The organism is Planococcus halocryophilus (genome assembly GCF_022489025.1).
Taxonomy (GTDB): Bacteria; Bacillota; Bacilli; order Bacillales_A; family Planococcaceae; genus Planococcus; species Planococcus halocryophilus_A.
The window spans coordinates 59,396-85,345 of record NZ_JAKVTG010000009.1 but is presented as its reverse complement, the minus strand read 5'-3'; the positions used below and the strand labels follow the sequence as shown (position 1 = coordinate 85,345).

Sequence of the window (25,950 nt, the reverse complement as noted above, 5' to 3'; positions counted from 1 at the left end):
ATTAAAGGACAGCCGAAAAATTCGGCTGTCCTTTAAGTTATTCTTATTGGAATTGCACCATGTGGTATTTCTTTTTGCCTCGACGAATAATGGCAAATGCATCATCTAAACGATCTTTATCGCCGACGACATATTCCAAGTCCATCACTTTTTCGCCGTTTACAGAAATCGCGCCATTTGTAACGTCTTCACGAGCTTGTCTTTTCGAAGATGAAATGCCCGCTTCAACGATCAAATCTACTATCGACTTGTCTTCTTTTGGCATCTCCACAGAAGGAACATCTTTAAATGCGGCTTTCATTTCTGAAGAAGACAATGCTTTCAAATCACCACTAAACAACGCTTTTGTAATGCGCTGAGCGTCAGCTAATGCTTCTTCTCCGTGAATTAGTTTCGTCATTTCTTCAGCCAATGTTTTTTGTGCTTGGCGCAAGTGCGGTTCTACTTCGACCGCTTTTTCTAACGTTTCGATGTCTTCACGATTAATAAACGTGAAAATCTTCAAGTACTTGATCACATCTGCATCTGCAGCGTTGATCCAAAACTGGTAAAACTCGTATGGTGACGTCTTTTTCGGATCTAACCAAACAGCCCCACCAGCTGATTTCCCGAATTTGGTGCCATCCGCTTTTGTCACAAGCGGAATTGTAATACCGAAAGCTTTTGATTCTTCATCATGTGTTTTGCGAATCATTTCAAGACCAGTTGTGATATTGCCCCATTGATCAGATCCACCAATTTGAATGCGGCAATTGTGTTCGTTGTATAAATGATTAAAGTCAATCGCTTGGATTAATGTGTACGAAAACTCCGTAAACGAAATCCCTGTTTCAAGACGTGATGCAACCGAATCTTTCGCCAACATGTAATTTACGGATATCAATTTACCGTAGTCACGTAAGAATTCGATCACGCTCATGGCGCCGATCCAATCACGGTTGTTGACCATTTTCGCACCGTTTTCAGATTTAAAATCAAAAATTTGTTCCATTTGAACTTTAATCCCCTCAACGTTACGGTCAATTTGTTCAGTCGTTTGCAATTGACGTTCTTCGTTGCGTCCTGAAGGGTCTCCAATCATTCCTGTCGCTCCACCCACCAATAGAATCGGTTGATGGCCATGCATTTGAAAACGACGTAATGTAAGTAACGGCACAATATGTCCAATGTGCATACTGTCTGCTGTTGGATCGACTCCGCAGTATAATGAAATTTTTTGTTCGTTTAATAATTTCTCCATGCCTTCTTCATCTGTTTGTTGGTACAACAAACCGCGCCATTGTAAATCTTGAATTAATTCGTTCGTCATTGTTGTTCCTCCTTATAATGTATTAATCCGATGAGAGTTTTATAAATCCACATAAAAAAGTCCCTGCATGAAAAATTCATGCAGGGACGCAATTGCGCGGTACCACCCAGCTTGGAGAACCTCGTCTCCCTCTCATCATGTGCCGAACGGGGCACTTCCGTAAACTCCAAACCTGTAATTCGATTCATGCATTTTGACCGGTTTTCACCACCCACCAGCTCTCTAAACAAAACTGCACAATCTACTTCGGATTCTTCACTGTTTTAATATGAAATATACTAGTATTTTACTTTATTATTGCAACTTGTCAATATGCTTAGATGCAATTATAAGAATATGATATACTATAAAAGATTTTAGGAGGGCGATAATGTGCGTGATAAATTTAAGTATTGGATAGGTAAAGCTGAAGAAACAACCAATAAATTGACTTCAACAAAATGGTTTAAGCGTATGAGCATAACAACAGGTGTGATTTGGAATTTGGCATTAATTTTGGCGATTGTCTTGGTCACAGTCGGCGTTTTTGCCGCGTCTGTTGGAGCAGGCTATTTTGCTTCACTAGTAGACGAGGAAAAGCTTCGCCCTAAAGAAGAAATGTTGAAAGAAATTTATAGTTTTGAAGAAACTTCCGAAATGTTTTTCGACAATGATGTTTACCTCGGAAAGCTTCAAACAGATTTGGAACGTAGAGTTACTTCATTAGACAATGTATCAGATTATGCAATAGATGCTGTTCTGGCAACTGAAGATGAGTATTTCCTGGAACACGAAGGAATCGTTCCAAAAGCTATTTTCCGTGGTTTGATGCAAGATGTGTCAAATGCAGACACCCAAACAGGTGGTTCTACTTTGACGCAACAATTGATTAAAAACCAAATTTTAACCAACGAAGTTTCTTACGAGCGAAAAGCAAAAGAAATTCTTCTTGCTATGCGTTTAGAGAAATTCATGGATAAAGACGAAATCATGGAAGCCTATTTGAACATCATTCCGTATGGTCGAATTTCTTCAGGTGCACATATTGCCGGTATTGAAACAGCGGCTAAAGGAATATTCAACGTATCGGCTAAAGATTTAAACTTGCCACAATCGGCATTTATTGCCGGCATTCCAAAATCTCCTTACACATACACTCCATATGCCGAAGGTGGTGTAGTAAAAGAAGGAGATGCATTAGCTCCAGCACTTGATCGAATGAGAACTGTTCTTTTCCGTATGAAAGAAACGGAATACATTACACAAAAAGAATACGATGAAGCAATGGCTTATGACATTGTTGCTGATTTCCGCAAAGACGAAAAACGCTCATACTCTGAGTTTCCTTTTGTCACAGTTGAAATTGAAAAACGGGCGTCTCGAATCATTATGGACGTTTTAGCGGAGCAAAATGGAATCGACCCGATTACATTAGAAGAAAACAACAAACTTTATGAGGAATACGCAATTTTAGCTGATCGAGCTGTTAGATCTAATGGTTATCGAATTCACTCGACGATCGACAAAGACATTTACCTAGCTCAAGAAGAAGCTCAGAAATCGTATGAATCTTTTGGTACAACTGCATTAGGAAAAGGGTATAACGAAGTTGGAGAAGTAATAGACAAAGAATATCCTGTTCAACTTGGTAGTATTATGATTGAAAATGGCACCGGACGCATCATTAGTTTTGTTGGTGGCCGAAATCATGAAATCGAAAAGTTAAACCATGCGACTTCAGCATATCGCTCAATGGGTTCTACCGTAAAACCTTTATTGATATATGCTCCCGCGATTGAATTAGGTCAAATTGGTGCTGGATCCCCTCTTGTCGATGTAAAATTCGAATACATGGATGGCAAAGATATATGGAGTCCTAGCAACTTTATCGCATCAAGTGAGCAAGGAATAATGCCAGCACGAGATGCGTTAGCACAATCTCAAAACTTACCGACAATTCGCTTGTTTGCTCAAATTCAACAACAAATGCCGATTCAATATATGATGAATGCTGGTTTTTCACGAGTTGAAGAACAGGAAAACAATCATTTAGCTTCTGCTTTAGGCGGCGGAATTGAAGCCTCTATTGAAGAAATCACTAATGGCTATGCAATGTTTGCGAATAATGGTCAGTATGTAGAGCCTACAATGATTGATAAAATCGAAGACGCTGATGGAAACGTTATTTATGAACATAAAACAGAATCAAAAGAAATCTTTACGCCTGCTACATCTTATGTGTTAACAGATATGCTGCGTGATGTTTTTAAAACGGACCGTGGTACTGCAAATCGAGCGAATAATTTGTTGAAATTCGACGCTGATTTCGCTGGTAAAACAGGTACGACTCAAAGTACTACAGACGTATGGTTAGTCGGTTATAACCCGAATGTAACAATGGGACTATGGCTTGGCTACGATACCGAAAAAATCAAGTTATCAAAATTTGAAAACCGTGATTTGCCCGCTTCATTACGTGTCAATCAAGTATGGGCTCGCTTAATGAACGCTAGTTACGATGCAAAGCCAAAACTTGTTGGAACTTCAGAAAAATTCAAGCAGCCTGATGGGGTTGTTACCAAATCGTTCTGTGGTATTTCTGGACTAGCTCCAGATGAGGCCTGCAAAAATGCGGGACTTGTTCGTTCAGATTTGTTTAACGCTAAAGCTATGTTGCCTACAGAAAAAGACGATAGTTTTACAAGCGGTTCGTATACAACAATTAATGGCAAACGTTTTGCCGTGTTGTCTAATACACCAAGCGACTTTATCTCAGGCGGTGGAATCGGTGTTTCTCAAAAATACATCGATCGCATAATGGCTCCACTTGGAGGAGATGCGAGCAAACTATTCCCAGGCAACTCAAAATTCTCATCGATTGTTGCAAGTGCAGAGTTCAAAGCTGATGACGCTGCTCCTGGTGGTGTTCAAGCAGCTATTAACGGAAAAACCATTACATGGACCAATTCTGGTTCAAATGACGTTGTCGGTTACAGAGTTTATAAAGATGGTTCGCGTATAGCTTCTATTTCAGAAGCTCAAAGTAATTCCTATACGGCGAGTTCTCCTGGAAGCTACACGGTTGTTGCGGTAGATATTACAGGAAAACAATCAGCGTCTTCAAATAGTGTCAGCATCGCTGCACCAAAACCTGAGCCGAAGCCAGAACCGAAACCTGAACCAAAACCAGATCCTGAGCCAAAGCCAGACCCTGAACCAAAACCAGATCCTGAGCCAAAGCCAGATCCTGAACCAAAACCGGATCCTGAGCCAAAGCCAGATCCTGAACCAAAACCGGATCCTGAACCAAAGCCAGATCCTGAACCAAAGCCAGATCCTGAACCAAAGCCAGATCCTAAACCTGAGTCGAAGCCAGATCCTAAGCCGGAAAAACCAGCGGAAGGTGACGCAGCATAGCAACATTAACCCGATTTGCTAATAAAGCGAATCGGGTTTTTTTCAATTCAAAAAGCAGCAGACAGATAATACTGTCCGCTGCTTTTTTGATTAATCTTCCATTGTAGACAAATCGCCAGCTGGTAAATCCAATTCCCAAGCTTTTAAGACACGGCGCATAATTTTCCCACTGCGTGTTTTCGGGAGCTTGTCTTTAAACTCGATTTCGCGCGGTGCAGCGTGTGCGGCTAATCCTTTTTTAACGAACTGCTGAATTTCTTGCACTAACTCTTCTGATGGTTCGTATCCATCAACCAAAGCCACAAACGCTTTGATGATTTCGCCACGAACCGGATCCGGCTTGCCGATAACCCCTGCTTCAGCAACTGCTGGATGCTCTAGCAACTTACTTTCTACTTCAAACGGTCCAACACGCTCTCCTGAAGTCATAATAACGTCATCTACACGTCCTTGGAACCAGAAATAACCTTCTTCGTCCATATAAGCTGAATCTCCCGACACATACCATTTATCCTTCAAGAAATACGAATCATATTTTGCTGGGTTGTTCCAAATTTGGCGCATCATTGATGGCCAACCTTTTTCAATCGCCAAGTTCCCCATTTGATTTGGTGGCAATTCATTTCCTTGATCGTCAACAATAGCCACATTCAGTCCAGGGATTGGTTTCCCCATTGATCCTGGTTTAATCGTCATCGATGGATAGTTACAAATAGTCTGCGCACCTGTTTCTGTCATCCACCACGTATCATGAATGCGTTTATCAAACACTTGAGCTCCCCATCTCACCACTTCTGGGTTTAACGGCTCACCTACTGACAATACATGTCGAAGTGTAGACAAATCATATTCTTTTACTAATGCATCTCCTGCTCCCATTAACATACGGAATGCTGTGGGCGCACTATACCAAACCGTCACGCCAAAGTCTTCAATCGCTTGGTACCAACCTTCCGGTGAAAATCTTCCGCCAAGGATAACTGTAGTAACCCCGTTTAGCCAAGGAGAGAATACACCGTAAGCGGTTCCAGTTACCCAACCTGGGTCAGCTGTACACCAGTAAATATCAGTTTCGTTGAAATCCAAGACCCATTTACCTGTCTGGTATTGCTGGACCATCGCATATTGAGCGTGCAAGACGCCTTTTGGCTTACCCGTAGACCCAGAGGTATAGTGGAGAACCAAGCCATCTTCCTTACCTAACCATTCAACATCAAATTTATCGGAGCTAACTGGTAAATGTTTCATGACATCAATGTGCCCGTCCTGCTCTTTGACATCATCCCCTACAAGGAAAATTGTTTCTAATTCTGGCAAACGGTCATAAGGAATACGCTCTAACAACTCCGGGGTTGTAATAATCGATTTGGCTTTGCTGTCATCAAGACGATCGTAAATTGCCCCTTCCATAAACGCTTCAAAAAGTGGTCCAACAATAAGACCCATTTTCAACGCCCCAAACATCAAGAAATACAATTCCGGAGAACGTGGCATAAAAATGAAAATACGATCTCCTTTTTCTAGGTTTGAATTTGCTTTTAGCAAATTCGCTGCGCGATTGGTCATCCGCTTCATTTCATAAAATGTATACGACTCATTTCTGTTTTGATCTTTATAATAAAGAGCAACTTTGTTTTTCCGGTCAGAATCAGCATGGCGATCAATTGCTTCATGAGCCATATTTACTTTGCCACTTTCATACCAACTAAACGCCTTCTCAACTTCTGTCCAATCGAAGTTAGCTGCTGTTTCTTCGTAATTATGTAATTGATGTACCCCTGGTTTTGCTGGTAATGCTTCTAGCTTCATTCCATTCACCCTTTCGTATTGATTACTTACATTCTACAACAATGTCACAATTGAATGCGAATTATTTTAATTGTTTAGAAAAAACAGCTAATTCTGTCTGCTTTTTTCCAAAACGATAAACGTTCATGTATAATAAAACTAATTGCATCTGACAGGCGGTGAAATGATGGAACACACGAAAACGTATAACTCTATGGAATTGAAAACTGAACATGGCCCGATCATTATCGAAGGCCCGATTGTAGGAAAAGATTTAAGCGAGCTTGAGTTTCACGAAGATTTAGTGGCTTTTAGACCACCCGCTCAGCAGCATAAAGCCATTATCGAAATTGCGGATTTGCCAGAAGGACGTATTCTTATCGTGCGCGCAGACAAGATGATTGTCGGGTATGTCACATTCTTATACCCCGATCCTCTGGAACGTTGGTCGGAAGGAAATATGGACAACTTAATCGAGCTTGGGGCAATTGAAATCATTCCAAAATACAGAGGCAACGGAGTCGGAAAAGCTTTACTCAAAGTTTCAATGATGGATGACGCTTTTGAAGATTTCATCGTTATTACGACTGAATATTACTGGCATTGGGATTTAAAAGGAACCGGTTTAAATGTGTGGGAATACCGAAAAGTGATGGAAAAAATGATGCAGGCCGGCGGTTTGGAATACTATGCCACCGACGACCCTGAAATCAGCTCACATCCAGCGAATTGCTTGATGGCCAAAATTGGCAGCCGAGTCGATAATGAATCTATTCAACAATTTGACCGACTCCGGTTTATGAATCGCTATATGTATTGATTTAATTTTAAAGGGGTGCTTTTATGTTAGTCGAAGAAATTATGAAAACCGATGTGTATACATTAAGTTCAGAGCAGACGGTTCAAGACGTTATGGATTTGTTTAAAGACAAACGAGTTCGACATGCACCGGTTGTCGATGATGGAAAAGTCGTCGGCATCGTGACAGATCGGGATTTAAAAGAAGCAGTTCCTTCTCGCTTTACCGTAGCACCTAAAGGTGAACCGTATAAAAAGAAAGTTGCAGAAATTATGACAGCAAATCCCGTTATCGCTCACCCACTAGACTTTGTCGAAGAAGTAGCGATGATTTTCTATGAACATAAAATTGGCTGTATTCCTGTTGTGAGCAACGAAAAACTGGTAGGTTTCTTAACAGAGACAGATCTTTTATATACTTTTATCGAATTAACTGGAGCGCACCAACCCGGCTCACAAATTGAAATTCGAGTTGATGACCGATCGGGCGTCTTATATGAAGTATCGAAAGTTTTTCAGCACCAAAATGTTAATGTGTTGAGTGTGCTCGTATACCCCGACAGAGAAAATAAGGCGAGTAAAATTTTAGTATTTCGTGTTCAAACGATGAACCCACTGGCCATCATCAATGAGCTACGAAAAGAAAATTTTGATGTTTTATGGCCAAGCACGCCGCAAGTGAACGAATGAAACACGCAGTATTCATCTTTTCAGAAGATCAATTGGGGTATAAATTTTCTGAAACACATCCATTTAACCAGAAAAGACTCGTTTTAACGATTGATTTATTAAAAAAAATGAACGCTCTTTCAAGTGATTCTATTGTTCCTGCTCGTATTGCAACAGATGAAGAGTTATTATTAGCTCACGATCAGCGCTATATCGATATTGTCAAAAAAGCGAGCCGCGGAGAAATCACACCAGAAGCTGGTGAAAGTTATGGCATCGGAACAGATGATACACCTATATTTGAAAATATGCATGAAGCAAGCGCACGATTAGTTGGCGGCACACTGACCGCTGTCGATTACGTTATGGAAGGCAAAGCTCAGCACGCATTGAATTTAGGCGGAGGCCTTCATCATGGCTTTAGAGGCAAAGCCTCTGGTTTTTGTATTTATAATGACAGTTCGGTCGCTATCAATTATTTGAAAACCAAATACAACGCTCGCGTACTTTATATTGATACGGATGCACATCACGGCGATGGCGTTCAATGGAGCTTTTATGACGATCCTGATGTTTGTACTGTCTCAATCCATGAAACAGGTCGCTACCTTTTCCCTGGAACAGGTAATATCAATGAACGTGGCAGTGGTCAAGGATACGGCACGTCCTTCAACTTTCCTATCGACGCATTTACAGAAGACGAATCTTTTCTCGAGATTTACCGAACTTCTATGAGGGAAATCTTTGAATTTTTTAAACCCGATGTAATTTTAACGCAAAATGGTGCAGACGCCCATTATCTTGACCCTCTGACCCACTTGTACGGCACGATGGACATTTACAAGGAAATACCCAAGATTGCGCACGAACTCGCTCACGAGTATTGTCAGGGCCGTTGGATAGCCGTTGGTGGCGGTGGATATGATATTTGGCGCGTTGTCCCTCGAGCTTGGTCATTAATCTGGATGGAAATGAACAATTCTCCCCTTCCTTCAGGAAAACTACCAGTTTCTTGGGTAGAAAAATGGCAACCAGAGTCCCCAGTCAAATTAATCGAGACATGGGAAGATCCACCGAATATGTACAAAGCGATTCCGCGAAAAGCGGAAATAACCGATAAAAACCTACAAATGCTTAATAAAGCTTTATACATGATTCGTAATAATTAAAGAAAGTAACCTTTATCTTTTCAAAAAAAGAAGACACCTTGCTTGGATCAAATGATTCCAGGCAGCGTGTCTTCTTTTTTGTAAGTATCGTTTTAAAAAGGAATATTAATCATTTTTTGTCGATTGTCTTTCTTCAATTCGATATGGCAGTATAACTTGCTTTTCTTCGATTTCTTCGTTATTCATGTATTTTGTTAATAAGCGCATCGAAACTGCTCCAATATCATAGAGTGGGAAAGCTACAGAAGTCAACATAGGACGCGCCATACGTGCTAACTTAGAGTTTTCATAGCTAATCACTTCGACATCCATCGGAATTTTCTTACCTTGCTCTTCTACTGCATGAATAACACCAATTGACATTTCGTCATTGCTGACAAAATAAGCAGTTGGCTCAACAGGAGCTAAAGTTTGAACAGCCTCTATTGCTTCATCGTATGAATTATTGCATTCTACAATAAGCTTTTCGTCATAGTCAATACCGGCATCTGCTAGTGCTTCTTTATAAGCTTTTAACTTGTATTCTTTGTTAATCATTGACGTCAACGGTCCAATAATAAAGGCGATTTTCTGGTGTCCATTGTCGATTAATTTTTTCACAGCTTCATAAGCTGCACCGTAATAATCGATATTTACAGAAGCGATTGCCGCTGATTCATCAATAGAGCCAGCTAACACGATTGGAGTCGGTGAGCGTTCCATTTCTTTAAGAAGTTCAGCAGAAATTACATCACTCATAAAGACAATTCCGTCTACTTGTTTTCCGAGCATAGTTTCCAATAACTGAAGTTCTTTGTTTTCGTTTTGATCCGAGTTGGATAAAATAATGTTGTAGCGATACATTGTTGCAATATCTTCAATTCCACGGGCTAGTTCAGCGTACATACTATTGGAAATATCAGGTATGATGACGCCGACCGTCGTTGTCTTTTTACTTGCAAGTCCACGAGCAACAGCATTTGGACGATAGCCCAATTCTTCTATTACTTTTAATACTTTCTTTCTTGTAGCCGGTTTAACGTTTTGATTGGCATTAACTACACGTGACACAGTAGCCATGGAAACGTTTGCTTCTCTTGCCACATCATATATCGTAACGGTCATTGTGCGCCCTCCTTTTCCAGTCTTTCTTTAATCATACGATAAAAACTTCATGAATATCAACTAAAAAAAAGAAAAGCCGGAGTAACTCCGACTTTTCCGATTTACATTTTCATTTCGTATTGTTTCATGAATTTCATCAATGCATCGTAGTACTCATCGAATTGGCCAATATCCATTTGCTGTTGAGCATCAGATAATGCTACCGCCGGATCTGGGTGAACTTCAGCCATTACGCCATCCGCACCTATTGCGATTGCCGCTTTAGCAGCTGGAAGCAATAAGTCACGACGACCTGTTGAGTGAGTTACGTCTACAAATACCGGAAGATGCGTTTCTTGTTTCAAGATAGGTACAGCCGAGATATCTAATGTATTACGTGTCGCTTTTTCGTATGTGCGAATTCCACGTTCACATAAAATGATGTTTTCATTTCCTGAAGCAATAATATATTCAGCTGCATGGATAAATTCATCCACAGTTGCTGACATCCCACGTTTTAGTAAAACCGGCTTATTGATCGAACCTACAGCTTTAAGCAATTCGAAGTTCTGCATATTACGTGCGCCAACTTGTACAACGTCAACGTAATCAAGAGCAGCTTCTAAATGCGAAGGTGTCACGATCTCTGAAACAACTGCTAAGTTGTATTGATCAGCTGCTTTTTTCAGCATCTTCAAGCCTTCTAAGCCCAGTCCTTGGAAATCATAAGGCGATGTACGGGGCTTGTAAGCTCCCCCACGAATCATTTTCAATCCTTTGCCGCCAATAGCTTCGGCAACTTTCATTACTTGCTCTTGAGATTCTACTGCGCAAGGTCCAAAGATGAATGATGGATCTCCAGCGCCAACTTGTTCGCCGTTAATATTGATAATCGTATCTTCTGCTTTTTTCTTACGTGAAACAAGTAATGCTTTGCGGATATCTTCTTCTTGCATATCCAATGCTGATTTGAAAATTTCTTTAAAGATATGATCAACTGTTTTCTGATCTAATGGTCCAGCATTATTTTCTTTTAACAGATTTAACATATGGCGCTCGCGCAACGGGTCGTAGCGGTTAACTCCTTGTTTTTCTTTTGCTTTTCCGATTTCTTGAATTACGGAAGCTCTCTCATTAATAAGAGACAGAATCTGCAGGTTGACTGCGTCCACTTTTTCTCTTAGCTGCTCTAACTCTAAATTACTCATTCTATAACTTCCCCTTTCGCGATTAACCTTTATCAGGTGACGCATATTAACTTGATAGGACTATTATAAGCAAACTATTCAGGAAAGTCACGTAAAATGTTTTAACGCTTCAACGCGCTAAAGTATTTAGAACATGAAAAAGCCGAAGCATCAAGGCTTCGGCTTTCCTGTTAGGCGATAAATTCTTTCATAAACTTACTTTTAATTTTGTTGTGGGAAGCATGCCAGTCCATTTTTTGACTCGCAAAGTGAAATAATTGTGGTGACTCATGCCTTACCCCTGTAATTTCTTCAATCGCTTTGGAAAACTCTCGATCTTCCTGTACGACGAGGTATAAGAATAATTGATTCGAATGCAATGAGGCATATTCATTATATTCATTCCACGCTCCAGCGGATACCGGGCACGTACTGCTATGTTTAAACAACCAGTAATGTTGATTACTTCCTACTGCCTGTTTTAGACTGTCCATACTGTCTACACGCATTAAGTTTTTCATTTAAACCGCTCCCAAATTAATTCTTTTGATTGTAGTTCTTGTTTGAACCATTTGATGATTTATTGCTGTTGTTGTTGCTGCTGGTCGTGTTTGGACCTTTGCTTGCATTTGCTGTATTGCTGTTCGTATTGCTGCCTGTGTTGCCGGCTGTCGTCGAAGTTGAATCTGATTTTTTTTCTTCTTTAACTTCTTCAACTGCTTGTTTTAACGCATTTGCAGTTGACGTAAATTCATCAGAACTTTTAGTTTCAGGTTGGTTTTGTGTATTTTGAACTGTCGAAAGAATATCAATCGACTCTTCTCCTTCTGATGAAGCGGTGCCATCGTCCATTGGAGAACTTCCAGCTTTCATATTTTTTACTTTCTCGACTACTTTAGTAGATTGTTCTTTTAGTTGATGCGCAAAACCTGCGCCATCTTCACTAAAATCCGCTTGTTGAGAAGCTTTTTCTTTTAAAGTTGTTGCTTGTGTTTTTAAGTCCGCTTGGAATTCTTTTCCTGTTTTAGGCGCTAGGAATAAAGCAGCTGCTGCTCCGATAACACCACCTACTAAAATACCAACTAAGAAGCTTGAGTCGCCAGATGACTCTTCGTAATCGTATAGATCATCATAACGGTTAGATGCACCGTAAGATTGCGGCACATAATCACTTTGTTGATAATTCTTGCCGCTGTTTTGTCTGTATTGTCCACCTTGTGTATAATAATCTTGGTTATTTTGTGAATCGTTAACATCAGATTGATTGTACTGGTCTTTGTTTCTGCTCATTAAAATTCCCCTCCATTTAGTTAGTAGTAAAAGATTTAGTATTGACCGTTATGAGGTAATTTTTTCTGTCCTGGTACCGGAGTTTGTGTTGCATTTGTTTGAGCTTCGTAAATTTTACGCTCGTTCCATTTCTCACGGATGCCCATAAAGACGTTACCCCATTGAACTACTTGAGCAATCTTTTCTTCGTTTTGTTCTACTTGCACACCAACGCGTGACGTAATGCTGCGAACCGTCGAATTTAAATCAGTAACAGAGTTGCCAACACCTTTAACTGCATCTACTACTCCATTTAATTTTTCTGATTTTACTTGAATGTCTTCAGCAAGTTCATTTGTTTTATGCAATAAGTTTGTCGTTTCCAACGTTACCCCTTGCAATTGATTTTCAAGACCAGCAACGGTACCTGAAACTTCTTTTAATGTGTTTTTCAATGAATTTAATGTCATTGCCAACGCTACGCATAATATTAAGAATCCAATAGCGGCTACGATTGCGGCAATGTAAAGTAAAATTTGCCAATCCATCTTGTTTCCTCCTTTTAAATAAATTATGTTATATCCTTTTCTACTTCTACCCTTGAGCAGTTTGGATTAAACACCGTCTTTATTATTATTCGACAAAAACAGTTTCATTCCTGCAGAAAAAAACAGTTTAACTCGAAAGTTAAACTGTTTCTCCTGTATTCAATGCATTTTCGAACGCTTCTTGGAATTTTGTAACGTCTCCTGCTCCCATAAACAAATAAACGGCATTGCCGTGCTCCGCTAAAGAAGCGACTTCGTCTAATTGCAAAATATGACTACCTTTTATTTTTTCAGCTAAATCTTGAATTTTTAAAGTTCCTGCTTTTTCGCGCGCAGATCCAAAAATATCACAAAGATAAACATGATCTGCTTCAGTTAAACAATCAGCAAACTCTTGTAAAAATGTTTGAGTTCGTGTAAATGTGTGTGGTTGGAAAATAGCAATCAGTTCCCGCTCTGGATATTTTTGACGTGCAGATTGCAAAGTCGCACGAATTTCTGTTGGATGATGTGCATAGTCATCGATTAAAATTCGATCAGCAATTGCTGTTTGTGTAAATCGACGCTTTACACCTTCGAAATCTTCAAACTGCTGCTGAATAATATCCGCAGGAATGCTTTCATAATGGCAAAGAGAAATAACCGCCAATGCATTTAAAATAGCATGGTCTCCAAACATTGGAAGCTTAAATGTATGGAAAAACTCATTGCGAATTACGACATCAAATGTAGTCCCGTCAACAGACTTCACTATATTTCTTGCTTGAAAATCATTTTCTTCTCCAAAACCATAATACACAACAGGAATTGGCGCTTGAATTTGTTGCAAGTATTCATCATCGCCACAAGCAATGATGCATTTTTTGACTTGCTGAGCCATTTCTTCAAATGCCTTAAAAACATCATCAATTCCTGTGAAATAATCTGGGTGATCAAAATCAATATTTGTCATGATCGCGTAATCTGGGTGATATGCAAGAAAATGACGACGGTATTCACAAGCTTCAGCAACGAAGAAATGAGAATCTTCTTGACCCACACCTGTCCCGTCTCCAATTAAATACGAGACGGGCTTATATCCACCTAAAACATGAGCCATTAAACCAGTTGTTGAAGTTTTACCATGTGCTCCTGTAATTGCTACAGAAACATATTGTCTCATCAAATCTCCTAAAAACTCGTGGTAACGAATAATAGTTGCACCTAATTCACGTGCTTCTACAAGCTCCGGATGATCGTCACCAAATGCATTACCGGCAATGATGGTCATATCTTTTTCTATATTGTTTGCATCAAATGGCAGAATGGTGATACCTCTTTCACGCAATCGATCTTCAGTAAAAAAATGTTGCTCTATATCTGAGCCTTGTACTTGTTTGCCCATGTCATGCATGATTTGTGCAAGCGGACTCATACCGGAACCTTTGATCCCAGTAAAATGTAAAACTGTCATAAATGGACCTCCTGTGGGAGTTGAAAATTAGTCTACATAAATCGCAAAGCGAGTTCTATAGCTAGTAAAGATAAACATAGTACAACATTATATCATAAATTTGTCTTTTTTTAAATGCTTCAATATTCTATACATTTTAACAACAGTTAAATCCTAGTTGATTTAGTACAACAGCATAAAACCGAAGTCGCCTGCAGTAAACTAGCAGACTACTTACGATTAACTGAACACTCTTTCGATTTCATTTTCTGTGATTAAAACAGTACGAGCTTTACTGCCATTTTGCTCAGAGATAAAGCCATGCTGTTCGATCAAATCCATTAAACGAGCGGCACGGTTATAGCCGATGTGGAATTTTCGTTGCAAGAGAGAAGTCGAAGCACTTCCTTGAGTCATAATAAAGCGACAAGCATCTTCAAACAAATCATCCTGTTCAGCAGGAGACTCACTACGCTTGATCAATTCCTCTTCTTTAAAAAAGTACTCTGGCTTTCCTTGAGATCTCACATGCTCGATAACTTTCTCAATTTCATCATCGGTAACAAATGTTCCTTGCAAACGACTAGGTGCTGACATACCGTTACCAAGATACAACATGTCCCCTCTTCCAAGTAATCGCTCGGCTCCTTGGGAGTCAAGGATTGTTCGGCTATCTACTTGAGATGACACAGAGAACGCAATACGCGTTGGGATATTAGATTTGATCAATCCCGTAATGACATCAACTGACGGACGTTGCGTCGCGATTACTAAGTGAATTCCGCAGGCACGAGCTTTTTGTGCAATTCGACAAATCGAGTCTTCAACATCTGAAGGCGACATCATCATCAAATCGGCTAACTCATCAATCACAATTAAAATATACGGAAGATGCTGAGCATGATGCCCTTTTTCTTTAACCCGCTTATTGTATCGACTAATATCGCGCACTTCGCTATGGGCAAATAATTGATAGCGACGTTCCATTTCTTCAACTGCCCATTTTAACGATGCAGTTGCGGCTTTAACATCTGTGATAACTGGGCTCACTAAATGCGGAATATGATTATACGGTGCCAACTCAACCATTTTTGGATCAATTAACAATAATTTCAAATCTCTTGGAGACGACTTATACAATAAGCTCACTAAGAGTGAATTGATGCAAACTGATTTACCCGATCCAGTCGCTCCTGCGATCAAGCCATGCGGCATTTTACGCAAATCTAATGTAACAGGTTTTCCTGTTAAATCTAAGCCAAGAGCAGCCTCAAGTGGTGAATCCGACTCTTCAAAAACAGCACTGCCGATAATTTCAGAAATGCGTACGGCACGACTTGTTCGGTTTGGAATTTCAATACCGATTGAGCTCTTGCCCGGAATCGGCGCTTGTATCCTTATGTCCCGCGCAGCCAATGCTAGTTTTAAGTCATCTGCTAAATTACGAATTTTACTGACCTTTATACCTTGTGCCACTTTTAGTTCAAACTGAGTCACAGCGGGTCCTTGGACTGTACTCACGATTTCCGCTTTAACTTGGAAGTGGGATAAAGCTTCAACTAATCGCTCTCCTTGTTCTTCCATCCATTCTTCGTCTTTTCGATCGTTTTCAGGAACCAGTAAGTATTCTCGTAATGGCAATTGATAAGCTTTTGGTTCAGCCGAATCTAGTAAATCCGAATCGGGTTCAACTTGTTCAACTAAATTTGCCGTTTTTTTTTCCGCTTCTGGCACCTGAGCTACAGGTTTTTCATAACTTGGCGTCGTTACTGAAAGCGATATAGCCTTATTTTTCAAAGACTCTTTGTCCGATTTAAGCATTAACACATTAAACGGCACTGTTTTTTCACGTTTCGGTGCAACTTCTGGTTTCATGTTTACTTCTACTTCTGAAACTTGTGGTTCTTCTATTTCTTCTGTTGTTGGTTCTGCTAGTGTCTCTGATTCGGCTTGCACTTCCAAATCCAACTCGTTGTACAATTCTGGCTGTTGTTCAGTAACACCCAATTCAATTTCTACTTCTGGCTGCTCTTCGAATTCTAACTCGGCAACGACTTCTACTTCTTCATCTACTGAAACCAGTTCAATTTCTGGAGACGACTCTTTTAGCTCGTTCGCTTCTTCTAGAGCTTCTTCTTTTAATAACAAGGCTTTTTCTTCCCGCTCTCGCGCTTCTAAAACAAATGACACTGTATTCGACACAACGCTCGTTGCTGGCGACTCATGTTTAACTTCTGTCTTTGGACTCTGAATCGATTCTTTTTCATAAGAAGAACGAATTTCAGGCTCAACTTGTGTTCTTGGTTTATGGAATCCAGCTCTGGCTTTTTCTTGAATGGCTTCATCATACATTTCACGATCTAATTTACTTTCACGCTGTTCTTCTACCTTTTTTTGAATAGGCTCAGGTCGTGACACATTATAGCCGTGAACCGGTGATACTGAACGACTTGGTTCAAAACGACGGGCATTTTGGTTAGGCAATTCTGGCGTTTTGCGCTTTGTTTTTGCCACAGAGCGAGTAGGTGCCTCTTTTGGTCCCATAAGCGGTTTTTCAACTTCTTTTCGATGAACGTCTCTTTCTTGTTCATCGAAAATCGGCATTTTTGTACGCGGCTCTGGACGTTTTATATCATGGAAAAAATCTTCTTTTTCTTCATCTGGAATAAGTGGAAAACGAAATGGTGCTTTTTCTTTCTTCTCGGTCGGGGCCTCTTCATAGATGATTTCTTCGTCGATTTCTTCGACACCATCTGTATCTGTGAACATGCGGTTCCATACGTTTTTAATCCAGCTCATAATGCTTTACGCCTTTACTTCAAAAGCTGAGCCAGTTTCTGCATCTTCAGACAAGACAAGAATGCCTTTTTCCTCAGGCGCATTTGGCAAAGCCAACTCTTTTGCTGAACAAATCATTCCAGACGATGCCACTCCCCGAAGTTCCGCATCGCGAATAACCATTCCAGAAGGCATAACAGCACCCACTTTAGCTACAACAACTTTCTGACCTTGCTCAACATTTGGAGCACCGCATACAATCTGCAATTTTTCTTCTTCCCCAACAACAACTTGGCAAACATTCAATTTATCAGCATTTGGGTGTTTTTCTTTTGCATCGACAAACCCAACAACAAATTTCGGTGAAAAATCGACTTCGAGCGTATAATCAACACCATTTTTAGCTAATGCATTTTGTAGAGAGGTAACAAGCTGTTCGGACACTTTTATTTGTTGACCTTCAGCGAAGTCCGTATAACTAGAAGCGTTAAATACATTAAAACCAGCAATTGTTCCTTCTGCGTCTTTGATCAACGTTATGTCCCCAAATTGTTCGGGATAAATTTTTTCTGGAGTTTCTGTTTGAAGTTGAACGAGCAACACATCGCCAATTCCTTCTTTGTTATAAAATACATTCATTTTTTATCGTTCTCCTCGTTAGGTCTATTTTTTGCCATAATGAAAATCGGCTCTAGTTCGTCATTTTCATAAATGAACGATAAGGAAGTGATCGGCACTTTGCCATTCGTAAAGAAATGCATAGCCATTTGTGCGAGCACGTCGTATCCCGTTTCATTTCGGATATCTCCAATAATCAATACATCTTGATGCGGAACAGATACAGTCATGTCACCCGTAATTTTTGTTTTCATTTCTTTTAAAAACGATTCGTTTAAAACTCGTGAAGCGTCATATCCGTCATTTTCATTTAGAAAATAAAAAACATTACCAGCAACATGGTCTTCTTTTACAGCAGTTTTCAATTTTTTCACTTGAAACTTCGCAATTTCTTTAATCTGCTCTTCTGTCAGACTTAATGAATTTACCACATTTTCATCAATTAAGCGATAGGTTGTGCCAGCGTCCAATGCAAAATAAATGCGGGTTTCCGCTGTATGTTCAGCCGTAATAAACTTATGGCCTTCATTTGATTCCATTGGGAATGAAGTTGAACGAATAACTGGAAAAATATGCTCGGTCGATTTCATTTCACCTCTTGCTTCTCTTTCCATTGCTTCAAAAGTTTCTGTGATCGTGTAGACGATTTCTTGAATCGCTGAATCACCTTTGGCTTCAAAACGATTGATAACTTGTGGCAAGGAAATACTCATTCCTTTGCCCAGTTCTTTATGTTGAATATTTGCTACATCTTTCTCGCGGTCAAAGCGCCACTCTAATTGACGGCTTGGCATACGCTCTCTTAGTATATTAAAAAGTTCTGTAGATTTCATTGTTGTTTTGCCTCACTTTCATAAATAAACGGTTCAGCCTATTTAGGCGAACCGTTTTTATTGTTATTGTGACAAGTTCGAAATAAACGCTTCGATTTCTGCCTGTGTTTTACGGTCTTTACTGACATAACGACCCGTTTCTTGACCATTAGCATAAGCTAGAAAACTCGGAATACCAAAAATATCCAACTCGATACAAAGATCAATAAATTGATCACGATCTACCGATACAAACGTATAGTCTGAGAATCTTTCTTCAATCTCAGGCAAAATTGGATCAATGACGCGGCAATCTGGGCACCAGCCTGCTGTGAACATGAAAATTGTAGCGGGCTCTTTTGTTAATGTGTGAAATTCCTCAGTCGATTGTAATTTTCTCATAAGATTAATCTCCTATTCATCAAGTTCTATTGAACGAACCGTTTTCATCATCCAGTCCATGTTTATAGGAAGGTCATTTTCTGTTGAAATGGTTGTTATTTTAACGCCACCGGCTCCAACTACGAGCTCCAATTTATCTTCTGCAATTTCTGTTACGGTCACAAAGCCAAAACGGCCATTTTGACGAAACTTCTCATCTACCAACCATTGTTGCTTTGGATTAACTTTTTGCAAATCATAAAACAATGTACTTATCGCTTTTTCGTTTGGGTTAATAGACAAAGAAAACGAATTGCCATCTTTGGTGATTAAGCCATTAAAGTCGTCTTGCGGTTCTTCAATAATATAGCCATTGGGCAAATAGAGAGCGGTTTGCCCTATTTCTTCGTTATCTGTTTTTGGCTCTGCTTCAAACGCATCACGCGCGTTCGATATTCCTTGAATAACCAGGTTTTCTGATGTAGCACTACAGCCAGCCATTAGCCCGACTAACAAAAGTAGCATCACCATCCATCTAGCTCGAGGCACGCTCATTCCCCCTGACATTACTGCTATTTATTTTAAAGGTGTTTACAAGGACATGCAACTTAATCGCTGTGTCGTTGATATTGACCAATTAATAATTTAACGATATGCCCGAACATTTCTCCTCGGTTCACTAATCCATTCGTTAATATGCCAATGGCGCCTTTATGTTGGCGAATTCCACTTTCATTGGCGTATTCGTCCATAATCGGCCCGAGTTCTGTTCCTTTTCGAAGACCTTCTGCAATTTCTTCTGGCAGTGGAATTTGAGCGCCGGCAGCGGTAAACACTTGTCCATCCTGAGTAGCTAATGCGCCCCAGTTGCATAAGAACAACGTGCCTTCCAATTCATAAACGCCGCCTTCTAAACCAATCGCAAAATCATAATCTCCTAAAGCATTTTTTGCGCGATTTACAGCACCTTGACGTGTTTCTTGTTGAGAAAATGGTTGTGCGGATACTTCTGAATCAGCATCTATAGCCGATAAGTCGATTGCCCATTCCATATTTTTGAGCACGTTAGATACGGCATTGATTTTCGCTGGATTTTTAGATGCTATTGCTGCACGAATTTTTTTCATGATTGTTATTCCTTTCAAAAAAAAGAGCCCATAGGCACTTTTTTACACATTTTGTTTAATGGTTTCAAGAGTTGTGCGGTCTGTTGCTTTAACTAACTTTGTTAGTAATTCTTTCGCTGCAGCGTAATCATCTGTATGAATGATGGATGCTGACGTATGAATATAGCGAGAACAAATTCCAATTACGGAACTAGGTATCCCTTCATTGGCTGTATGTACACGACCTGCATCTGTTCCGCCTTGCGAAACGAAATATTGATAAGGGATATGATGTGTTTCGGCTGTATCGAGTATAAACTCACGCATGCCTCGGTGAGTAACCATGCTCTTATCTAATATACGCAATAAAGTTCCGTTGCCAAGCTGTCCGAATTCGTTTTTATCACCTGTTGCATCGTTAGCTGGACTTGCATCTAATGCGAAGAATAAATCTGGCTGGATCATCGTAGCCGCTGTTTGTGCACCGCGTAATCCAACTTCTTCCATGACTGTTGCACCAGAAAATAATTGGTTTGGTAATTTTTCATCTTTTAACTCTTTTAAAAGTTCAATCGCTAACCCACATCCATAACGATTATCCCAAGCTTTTGCCATCATTTTTTTGTCGTTAGCCATCGGTGTAAACGGACTAAAAGGTACAATTTGCTGACCTGGGCGAATACCAAGTGCTAATGCATCGTCTTTACTATCTGCACCAATATCAATGAGCATATTTTTTATTTCCATTGGTTTACTGCGCAATTCTTCACTTAATAAATGCGGAGGAATTGATCCAATAACACCTGGAATTGTTTTTTCATTCGTAATAACATCTACTCGAGTAGCCAACATCACTTGGTTCCACCAGCCGCCTAAAGGCTGAAAGCGCAACATACCATTATCTGTAATTTGCGTAACCATAAAGCCGACTTCATCCATATGTCCCGCTACCATAATACGAGGTCCATCTTCTTGACCTTCCTTAACTCCAAAAACGCTCCCCAAATTATCTTGGATCAAGCGATCTGAATACTTCTCTAGTTCCTGACGCATAAACTTGCGCACCGCATGTTCATTCCCCGGAGCTCCCGGTAGTTCTGTCAAAGTTTTAAACATTTCACGTGTTTCAGAATTCATTTTAAAGTTCCCCCTAAATAATTACCTTTATTAAGTTTAGAGCTTTATTCAGATAATTTCCAGTTTTGCACTCTCTTTTTTAAAGTATACTGACTTTCATGCTATCATTTCGTCCTTCAAAATATTTATGGTACAATTTATCCAGTATATAGAGGAGGGATTTTAGTGAGAAATCGTGATTTACTTATTGGATTTGCTACAGGAATCGCCGCAACGTATTTGGTAAAAGAACTATACAGTCGTTCTGAAAAACTATATCCAGCAGATGACGTCTTAAAAGAAGTTAAATCTGCATTTAAAGAAGAGGGACCGATTGATGGTTCGTGGATTTTCATGAAAACTGAACCTTATAAGCAACACGCGTTAACAACAGAAGTTTACAAAGGCGGAATTACACGTCATAAAGAAGACGAACTTCAACAATTTGAATTTTTAGCTGATGCTTATACAGGCGCAGTGATCGAAGTAAAACAAGTATAAAAAAAGAGCCCAGGGGCTCTTTTTTTTATATTTTTTTTTCTTTGCGAACTAATGACTCCATAATTTCTTTGCCGTCTGCACTCCATTTTAAGATACGATAATACGCATCATGGTAAAAGCTGAAATAATAACCGCTTTCTAAAGCTTCTTTCATCAACTTTTCTTTAGCGTAAATTGAATCCATTGGATAATCATCAAATGCTAGTACCCATAATGGATTTTGATGGGCATGAGTTGGCATGATGTCACCCATATGCAAAATCGTTTCATCGCCACTTGTCATTTTAATGACACTGTGGCCATTTGAATGACCTCCGGTATGAATCATGGTGATTGCCCCGAATAAGGTTTTCTCGTCTTCAAATGTTTCAACTTGATCGACAATTGGTTCCCAATTTTCTTTCCAGTATGTATTGCGTGACCGGATATTTGGATTTTGCATTTCATCCCACTCTACAGCTGACACATAAATTTTGGCGTTTGGAAAAGTCGAAACTAACTCTTCTCCTTGCCATTTTGTAAGTCCTGCCGCATGATCTCCGTGTAAATGAGTCATTAAGACTGTATCGATGTCTTCAGGTTTTAACCCAAGCTCGGACAAGTTTTCTTCTACACGGGATTGTTCTGAAACCCCTAAGTTGCGCAACTGACGCTCTGTCAATTTGCCATCACCAAGACCGCTATCGATCAATATATTATGTTCTTTAAATTGAACAAGTATTGGGTGTGTTGGCAATTCGATTTGGTTTTTTTCATTGACCGGGTAACGTTTCGACCAAATGACTTTTGGTACTACCCCAAACATTGTCCCGCCGTCTAAAAATGTGGTTCCCCCATCAAGCCAGGTTAAGTTCATTTCGTGAAATTGAAATTTCTGCATTCCCTTTTCCCCCTTGTCAAAATCAACTAGCTTAAAACTGTGCTTCTAAACGGTAAATCGGCTGTCCTTTTTTTGAGAACTTTTCTTCGTATTCCGTCATGATGTTCCATTCAGGTTCGTTATCGTGAAGATCTAATGAGACATCCGTTAATAACATACCATATTCAGAAATACTCGTAAGGGAATATTCAAAAAGTTTCCGGTTATCGGTTTTAAAATGAATTTCACCTTTTTCTGGTAAAACAGCCTGATACAACTTCAAGAACGATTCATGCGTTAAACGGCGCTTAGCGTGGCGCGTTTTCGGCCATGGATCGGAGAAGTTTAAGTACAATCTGTCAACTTCCCCTTTTTCGAAATACTCGGCGATTTTTTTTGCATTAACTTTTAAAAGACGCAAGTTTGGAATCCCATTTTCTTCTTCAAGCACTGTCTCAAGAGCCGTAACAATGACGCTGTCGAACAGCTCGATGCCAATATAATTGATGTCTGGATTCGCTTTAGCCATTCCTGTAATAAAGCGGCCTTTACCTGTTCCCGCTTCAATATGCAATGGGTTTTTGTTACCAAAGACTTCTTGCCATTTTCCTTTTTTCTCTTCTGGGTTCGGAATAACAATTTCTGGATGTGAATCGATTAAATCTGATGCCCATGGTTTAAAACGTGATCTCATATTTCATCCTCTTTCTATTTTCCATTAATTTATTGATAACCAATTATGTGGACTAACTGCATAGACGACCATTTCGTTTTGAGGGCTCTTACCGGCATCGTCACCATCCACATGGCGAAAAACCGATTTGTCAGATGAGAGCCGAAACTCCGAGTTGCTCATTTGGCTGACCTCTTTGAAACGTGTATGTGCTCCGCTGAATACCGTACCAAAAACGAGCAAGAGTTTCAAACGGGATATTTGATGAACCACTGTCAATTCAAGCAATCCGTCATCTGTGTATGAGGCTGGAGAGATTTTCATGCCCCCACCGAAATAAGGTTGGTTGCTAACAGTCGCTAACCAAACATCTTGATAAACAACGGTTTCATCACCACTCTGAACTGTTAATGTGAATGTTTCAAACTTCGCTAAGGTCTTAATCACATAAAGATAATAAGCTATTTTTCCAAGGCCAAACTGATTCAGTTTTTTCTTGAGAGACGACTGATTCACAGCAATCGTGATTTCCGCATCAAAACCAATTCCTGAACTGCTGACAAATTGATAATTTTGTCCGTTAGCAAATTCACCTAGGTCTTGGCTTTTAAAACGAGGTGTTTCTCGAAATTGTTCAATTGCATGTGCGTCTTTGAACGTTCCATAAGCTCTCGCAAAATCATTGCCAGAGCCAGCTGCTACAGATCCAATAATTAACTCTTTCGCGCCAGCTGCTCCTACTACGATTTCACGCAATGTCCCGTCACCGCCAAAGCCGATTAACAAAACTTGTTGTCCATCGTTTTTGTAGGCGGCAGCAATTGCCGTAGCATGACCTGGAAATTCCGTTAACATGTGTTCAAACGGAAATTGGATAGTCTTTTCAAAGCCCCGCCATTGCTTTAACGCCCTACCATTGCCAGCTGTAGGATTGATAATAAATACAGTTTTCATAAACACTCGCCTTTGGATGTAGTAGATGCATTTTCTAAAGTATAATTTGCGATTTTTTGATAACGTGGTGTTTCTTTCGGTGCAATTCGGAACAATGAAAACTCCGTTACACCGAATCGCATATTAGCGATTGCAAATTGACGTTCAGTTGGTTCTCCCCCTGCCCATCTGCTTGCCAACGTGATATGTGGCACAAAATTCTTTGGATCCGGTTTGATTTGTAAAGATTCCATGGATTTATGTACTTGCTGTTGCAACTCGGCCAATTCCCGACTCGTTTCAAAAGAAGCATAAATAATACGAGGTGTCGTTGGATTCCCAAAAGTTTTGATGTCATCAATATTTAAAGTAAAAGCTTGTTGCTTAATGGTTCCCAGCAATTTCTCAACCTCGTTGATTTCACCATACACGTCTTCGCCGATAAACAATAAAGTAATGTGCATATCTTGCGCTGGCGTTAGCCTTTTGTGACTTTTCAATTGCCAACTTTCTCTTTCTGCGGCCAAGGTTTCGGCTATGTCTTTTGGTATTTCTATCCCAATAAAATAATGTGGTTTCATTTAGCATCACCTTATTCTAGTTTACCATGCAAATAAGCGCAAAAAAATAGTGATTGGCCGGAGCCAATCACTTTTATTTTAAATTTATGATTTAACGCCAACTTGAATGCGTGCTTCAAATGCAGTTTGTAATTTACGCGTCAATTCTCCAGGAACACCTTGACCGATTTTTTGATCACCAATCGCAACAACTGGCATCACTTCTGTAGTCGTTGAGGACATGATGAATTCATCCATTTCAAGTGCTTCCGTTTTTGTAAATGGAGTTTCTACTACTGGTATTCCCAATTCTTCACACAACTCAAGAATCACTCGTCTTGTAATTCCATTTAAAATAAGGTTGTTTGCAGGATGAGTATAAAGAGTGCCATTTTTAATACCGTACATATTCGACGAACAACCTTCTGTCACAGTTTCACCTCTGTGCAAGATCGCTTCGAAAAACCCTTCTTCATATGCTTCTTGTTTCGCTAATACGTTGCCAAGTAAATTCAAGCTTTTAATGTCGCAACGCAACCACCGGATATCTTCGATAAATTTAGCCGTAACGCCTGAGTTCAAGCTTGCAACAGGACGTTCAACTGATTTTGTATTGCCGATAATCACTGGCGTAGCTTGTGTCGGGAATTGATGTTGGCGCTCTGCAGCACCTCGTGTAACTTGCACGTATACTTGGCCAGTCTCAATATTGTTCACTTCAACAAAATCGTAGATCATTTTATGGAAAACATCTTTTGTAAAAGGGATGACAATTTTGATTTTGTCAGCACTGTTGTAAAAACGGTCGATATGTTCTTGAGTCGTAAACAAATTGCCATCGTATACACGAATTACCTCATAAATTCCGTCACCAAACTGATAACCACGATCTTCTCTCGAAATTACTAAATCTTCTTCACGAATAAATTCTCCATTGTGCAATATCAAATCCATATCCATTCCTT

At 39.8% G+C, this 25,950-nt stretch carries 25 protein-coding genes and 1 other annotated feature; of the genes, 5 read left to right on the top strand and 20 right to left on the bottom strand.

Annotated features, from left to right (window positions below; all coding sequences use genetic code 11):
- Positions 1–43: 43 nt before the first annotated feature.
- Entirely contained in the window at positions 44–1,309 is a 1,266-nt protein-coding gene (gene tyrS / locus MLE13_RS11605; RefSeq protein WP_240749851.1) for a tyrosine--tRNA ligase, read from the bottom strand.
- Positions 1,310–1,388: 79 nt separating this feature from the next.
- Positions 1,389–1,577, bottom strand: a binding site (T-box leader).
- A 104-nt stretch (positions 1,578–1,681) separates the two neighbouring features.
- Here tyrS and MLE13_RS11600 point away from each other — a divergent pair.
- On the top strand, positions 1,682–4,705 hold the full coding sequence (locus MLE13_RS11600; protein ID WP_240749850.1) for a transglycosylase domain-containing protein: 3,024 nt from the start codon (positions 1,682–1,684) through the stop codon (positions 4,703–4,705).
- A 90-nt stretch (positions 4,706–4,795) separates the two neighbouring features.
- Here MLE13_RS11600 and acsA read toward each other — a convergent pair whose 3' ends face one another.
- Entirely contained in the window at positions 4,796–6,514 is a 1,719-nt protein-coding gene (acsA, locus tag MLE13_RS11595) for an acetate--CoA ligase (protein ID WP_240749849.1), read from the bottom strand.
- A 166-nt stretch (positions 6,515–6,680) separates the two neighbouring features.
- Between acsA and MLE13_RS11590 the strand changes: the two genes are divergently transcribed.
- From MLE13_RS11590 to MLE13_RS11580, 3 genes are read left to right on the top strand one after another with little or no spacing between them, the layout of a single operon-like run.
- Positions 6,681–7,313 (top strand): GNAT family N-acetyltransferase, encoded by a 633-nt coding sequence (locus tag MLE13_RS11590; RefSeq protein WP_240749848.1) that lies wholly within the window; start codon positions 6,681–6,683, stop codon positions 7,311–7,313.
- A 23-nt stretch (positions 7,314–7,336) separates the two neighbouring features.
- Positions 7,337–7,981, top strand: coding sequence for an acetoin utilization AcuB family protein (locus MLE13_RS11585; RefSeq protein ID WP_240749847.1), 645 nt, complete (start codon positions 7,337–7,339; stop codon positions 7,979–7,981).
- Positions 7,978–9,129: an acetoin utilization protein AcuC gene (locus tag MLE13_RS11580; protein ID WP_240749846.1), complete on the top strand. Its 1,152-nt coding sequence runs from the start codon at positions 7,978–7,980 to the stop codon at positions 9,127–9,129. The genes MLE13_RS11585 and MLE13_RS11580 overlap by 4 nt, the downstream gene beginning before the upstream one ends.
- A 105-nt stretch (positions 9,130–9,234) precedes the next feature.
- Here MLE13_RS11580 and ccpA read toward each other — a convergent pair whose 3' ends face one another.
- From ccpA to MLE13_RS11515, 13 genes are all read right to left on the bottom strand, one after another.
- On the bottom strand, positions 9,235–10,233 hold the full coding sequence (gene ccpA / locus MLE13_RS11575) for a catabolite control protein A (RefSeq protein WP_240749845.1): 999 nt from the start codon (positions 10,231–10,233) through the stop codon (positions 9,235–9,237).
- Between the two features lie 101 nt (positions 10,234–10,334).
- Positions 10,335–11,420 (bottom strand): bifunctional 3-deoxy-7-phosphoheptulonate synthase/chorismate mutase, encoded by a 1,086-nt coding sequence (locus MLE13_RS11570; protein ID WP_008429054.1) that lies wholly within the window; start codon positions 11,418–11,420, stop codon positions 10,335–10,337.
- Positions 11,421–11,590: 170 nt separating this feature from the next.
- Positions 11,591–11,920, bottom strand: a complete 330-nt coding sequence (gene ytxJ / locus MLE13_RS11565) for a bacillithiol system redox-active protein YtxJ (protein ID WP_240749844.1) — start codon at positions 11,918–11,920, stop codon at positions 11,591–11,593.
- A gap of 16 nt (positions 11,921–11,936) precedes the next feature.
- Positions 11,937–12,689, bottom strand: a complete 753-nt coding sequence (locus tag MLE13_RS11560; RefSeq protein WP_240749843.1) for a YtxH domain-containing protein — start codon at positions 12,687–12,689, stop codon at positions 11,937–11,939.
- A 35-nt stretch (positions 12,690–12,724) separates the two neighbouring features.
- Entirely contained in the window at positions 12,725–13,216 is a 492-nt protein-coding gene (locus tag MLE13_RS11555) for a DUF948 domain-containing protein (RefSeq protein WP_240749842.1), read from the bottom strand.
- Between the two features lie 139 nt (positions 13,217–13,355).
- Complete coding sequence (gene murC, locus MLE13_RS11550; protein ID WP_240749841.1) at positions 13,356–14,669, bottom strand: UDP-N-acetylmuramate--L-alanine ligase; 1,314 nt, start codon at positions 14,667–14,669, stop codon at positions 13,356–13,358.
- Between the two features lie 219 nt (positions 14,670–14,888).
- Positions 14,889–17,447: a DNA translocase FtsK gene (locus MLE13_RS11545; protein ID WP_240749840.1), complete on the bottom strand. Its 2,559-nt coding sequence runs from the start codon at positions 17,445–17,447 to the stop codon at positions 14,889–14,891.
- Positions 17,448–17,453: 6 nt separating this feature from the next.
- The gene (gene ytpR / locus MLE13_RS11540; protein ID WP_240749839.1) at positions 17,454–18,065 is read right to left on the bottom strand and encodes a YtpR family tRNA-binding protein; all 612 of its coding nucleotides are present in this window, start codon (positions 18,063–18,065) and stop codon (positions 17,454–17,456) included.
- A complete protein-coding gene (locus MLE13_RS11535) occupies positions 18,062–18,877 on the bottom strand; it encodes a DUF1444 family protein (protein WP_240749838.1) in 816 nt (271 codons plus the stop codon). Before MLE13_RS11535 ends, ytpR begins: the two co-directional genes overlap by 4 nt.
- A gap of 63 nt (positions 18,878–18,940) precedes the next feature.
- Positions 18,941–19,258 (bottom strand): thioredoxin family protein, encoded by a 318-nt coding sequence (locus MLE13_RS11530; RefSeq protein ID WP_240749837.1) that lies wholly within the window; start codon positions 19,256–19,258, stop codon positions 18,941–18,943.
- A gap of 12 nt (positions 19,259–19,270) precedes the next feature.
- Positions 19,271–19,792: a hypothetical protein gene (locus tag MLE13_RS11525; RefSeq protein ID WP_240749836.1), complete on the bottom strand. Its 522-nt coding sequence runs from the start codon at positions 19,790–19,792 to the stop codon at positions 19,271–19,273.
- 53 nt (positions 19,793–19,845) lie between these two features.
- Positions 19,846–20,364 (bottom strand): DUF84 family protein, encoded by a 519-nt coding sequence (locus MLE13_RS11520; RefSeq protein WP_240749835.1) that lies wholly within the window; start codon positions 20,362–20,364, stop codon positions 19,846–19,848.
- A 42-nt stretch (positions 20,365–20,406) separates the two neighbouring features.
- Positions 20,407–21,480, bottom strand: a complete 1,074-nt coding sequence (locus MLE13_RS11515; protein ID WP_240749834.1) for a M42 family metallopeptidase — start codon at positions 21,478–21,480, stop codon at positions 20,407–20,409.
- 165 nt (positions 21,481–21,645) lie between these two features.
- On the opposite strand from MLE13_RS11515, the gene MLE13_RS11510 reads away from it, so the two are divergent.
- Positions 21,646–21,960: a PepSY domain-containing protein gene (locus MLE13_RS11510; protein ID WP_240749833.1), complete on the top strand. Its 315-nt coding sequence runs from the start codon at positions 21,646–21,648 to the stop codon at positions 21,958–21,960.
- Between the two features lie 25 nt (positions 21,961–21,985).
- Here MLE13_RS11510 and MLE13_RS11505 read toward each other — a convergent pair whose 3' ends face one another.
- From MLE13_RS11505 to dat, 5 genes are all read right to left on the bottom strand, one after another.
- Positions 21,986–22,840, bottom strand: a complete 855-nt coding sequence (locus tag MLE13_RS11505; RefSeq protein WP_240749832.1) for a YtnP family quorum-quenching lactonase — start codon at positions 22,838–22,840, stop codon at positions 21,986–21,988.
- 31 nt (positions 22,841–22,871) lie between these two features.
- Entirely contained in the window at positions 22,872–23,513 is a 642-nt protein-coding gene (trmB, locus tag MLE13_RS11500; RefSeq protein WP_240749831.1) for a tRNA (guanosine(46)-N7)-methyltransferase TrmB, read from the bottom strand.
- A gap of 24 nt (positions 23,514–23,537) precedes the next feature.
- Positions 23,538–24,446, bottom strand: coding sequence for a diacylglycerol/lipid kinase family protein (locus MLE13_RS11495; RefSeq protein WP_240749830.1), 909 nt, complete (start codon positions 24,444–24,446; stop codon positions 23,538–23,540).
- Positions 24,443–25,006: an RNA 2',3'-cyclic phosphodiesterase gene (thpR, locus tag MLE13_RS11490; protein ID WP_240749829.1), complete on the bottom strand. Its 564-nt coding sequence runs from the start codon at positions 25,004–25,006 to the stop codon at positions 24,443–24,445. The genes MLE13_RS11495 and thpR overlap by 4 nt, the downstream gene beginning before the upstream one ends.
- 84 nt (positions 25,007–25,090) lie before the next feature.
- A complete protein-coding gene (dat, locus tag MLE13_RS11485) occupies positions 25,091–25,939 on the bottom strand; it encodes a D-amino-acid transaminase (protein ID WP_240749828.1) in 849 nt (282 codons plus the stop codon).
- Between the last annotated feature and the right edge of the window lie 11 nt (positions 25,940–25,950).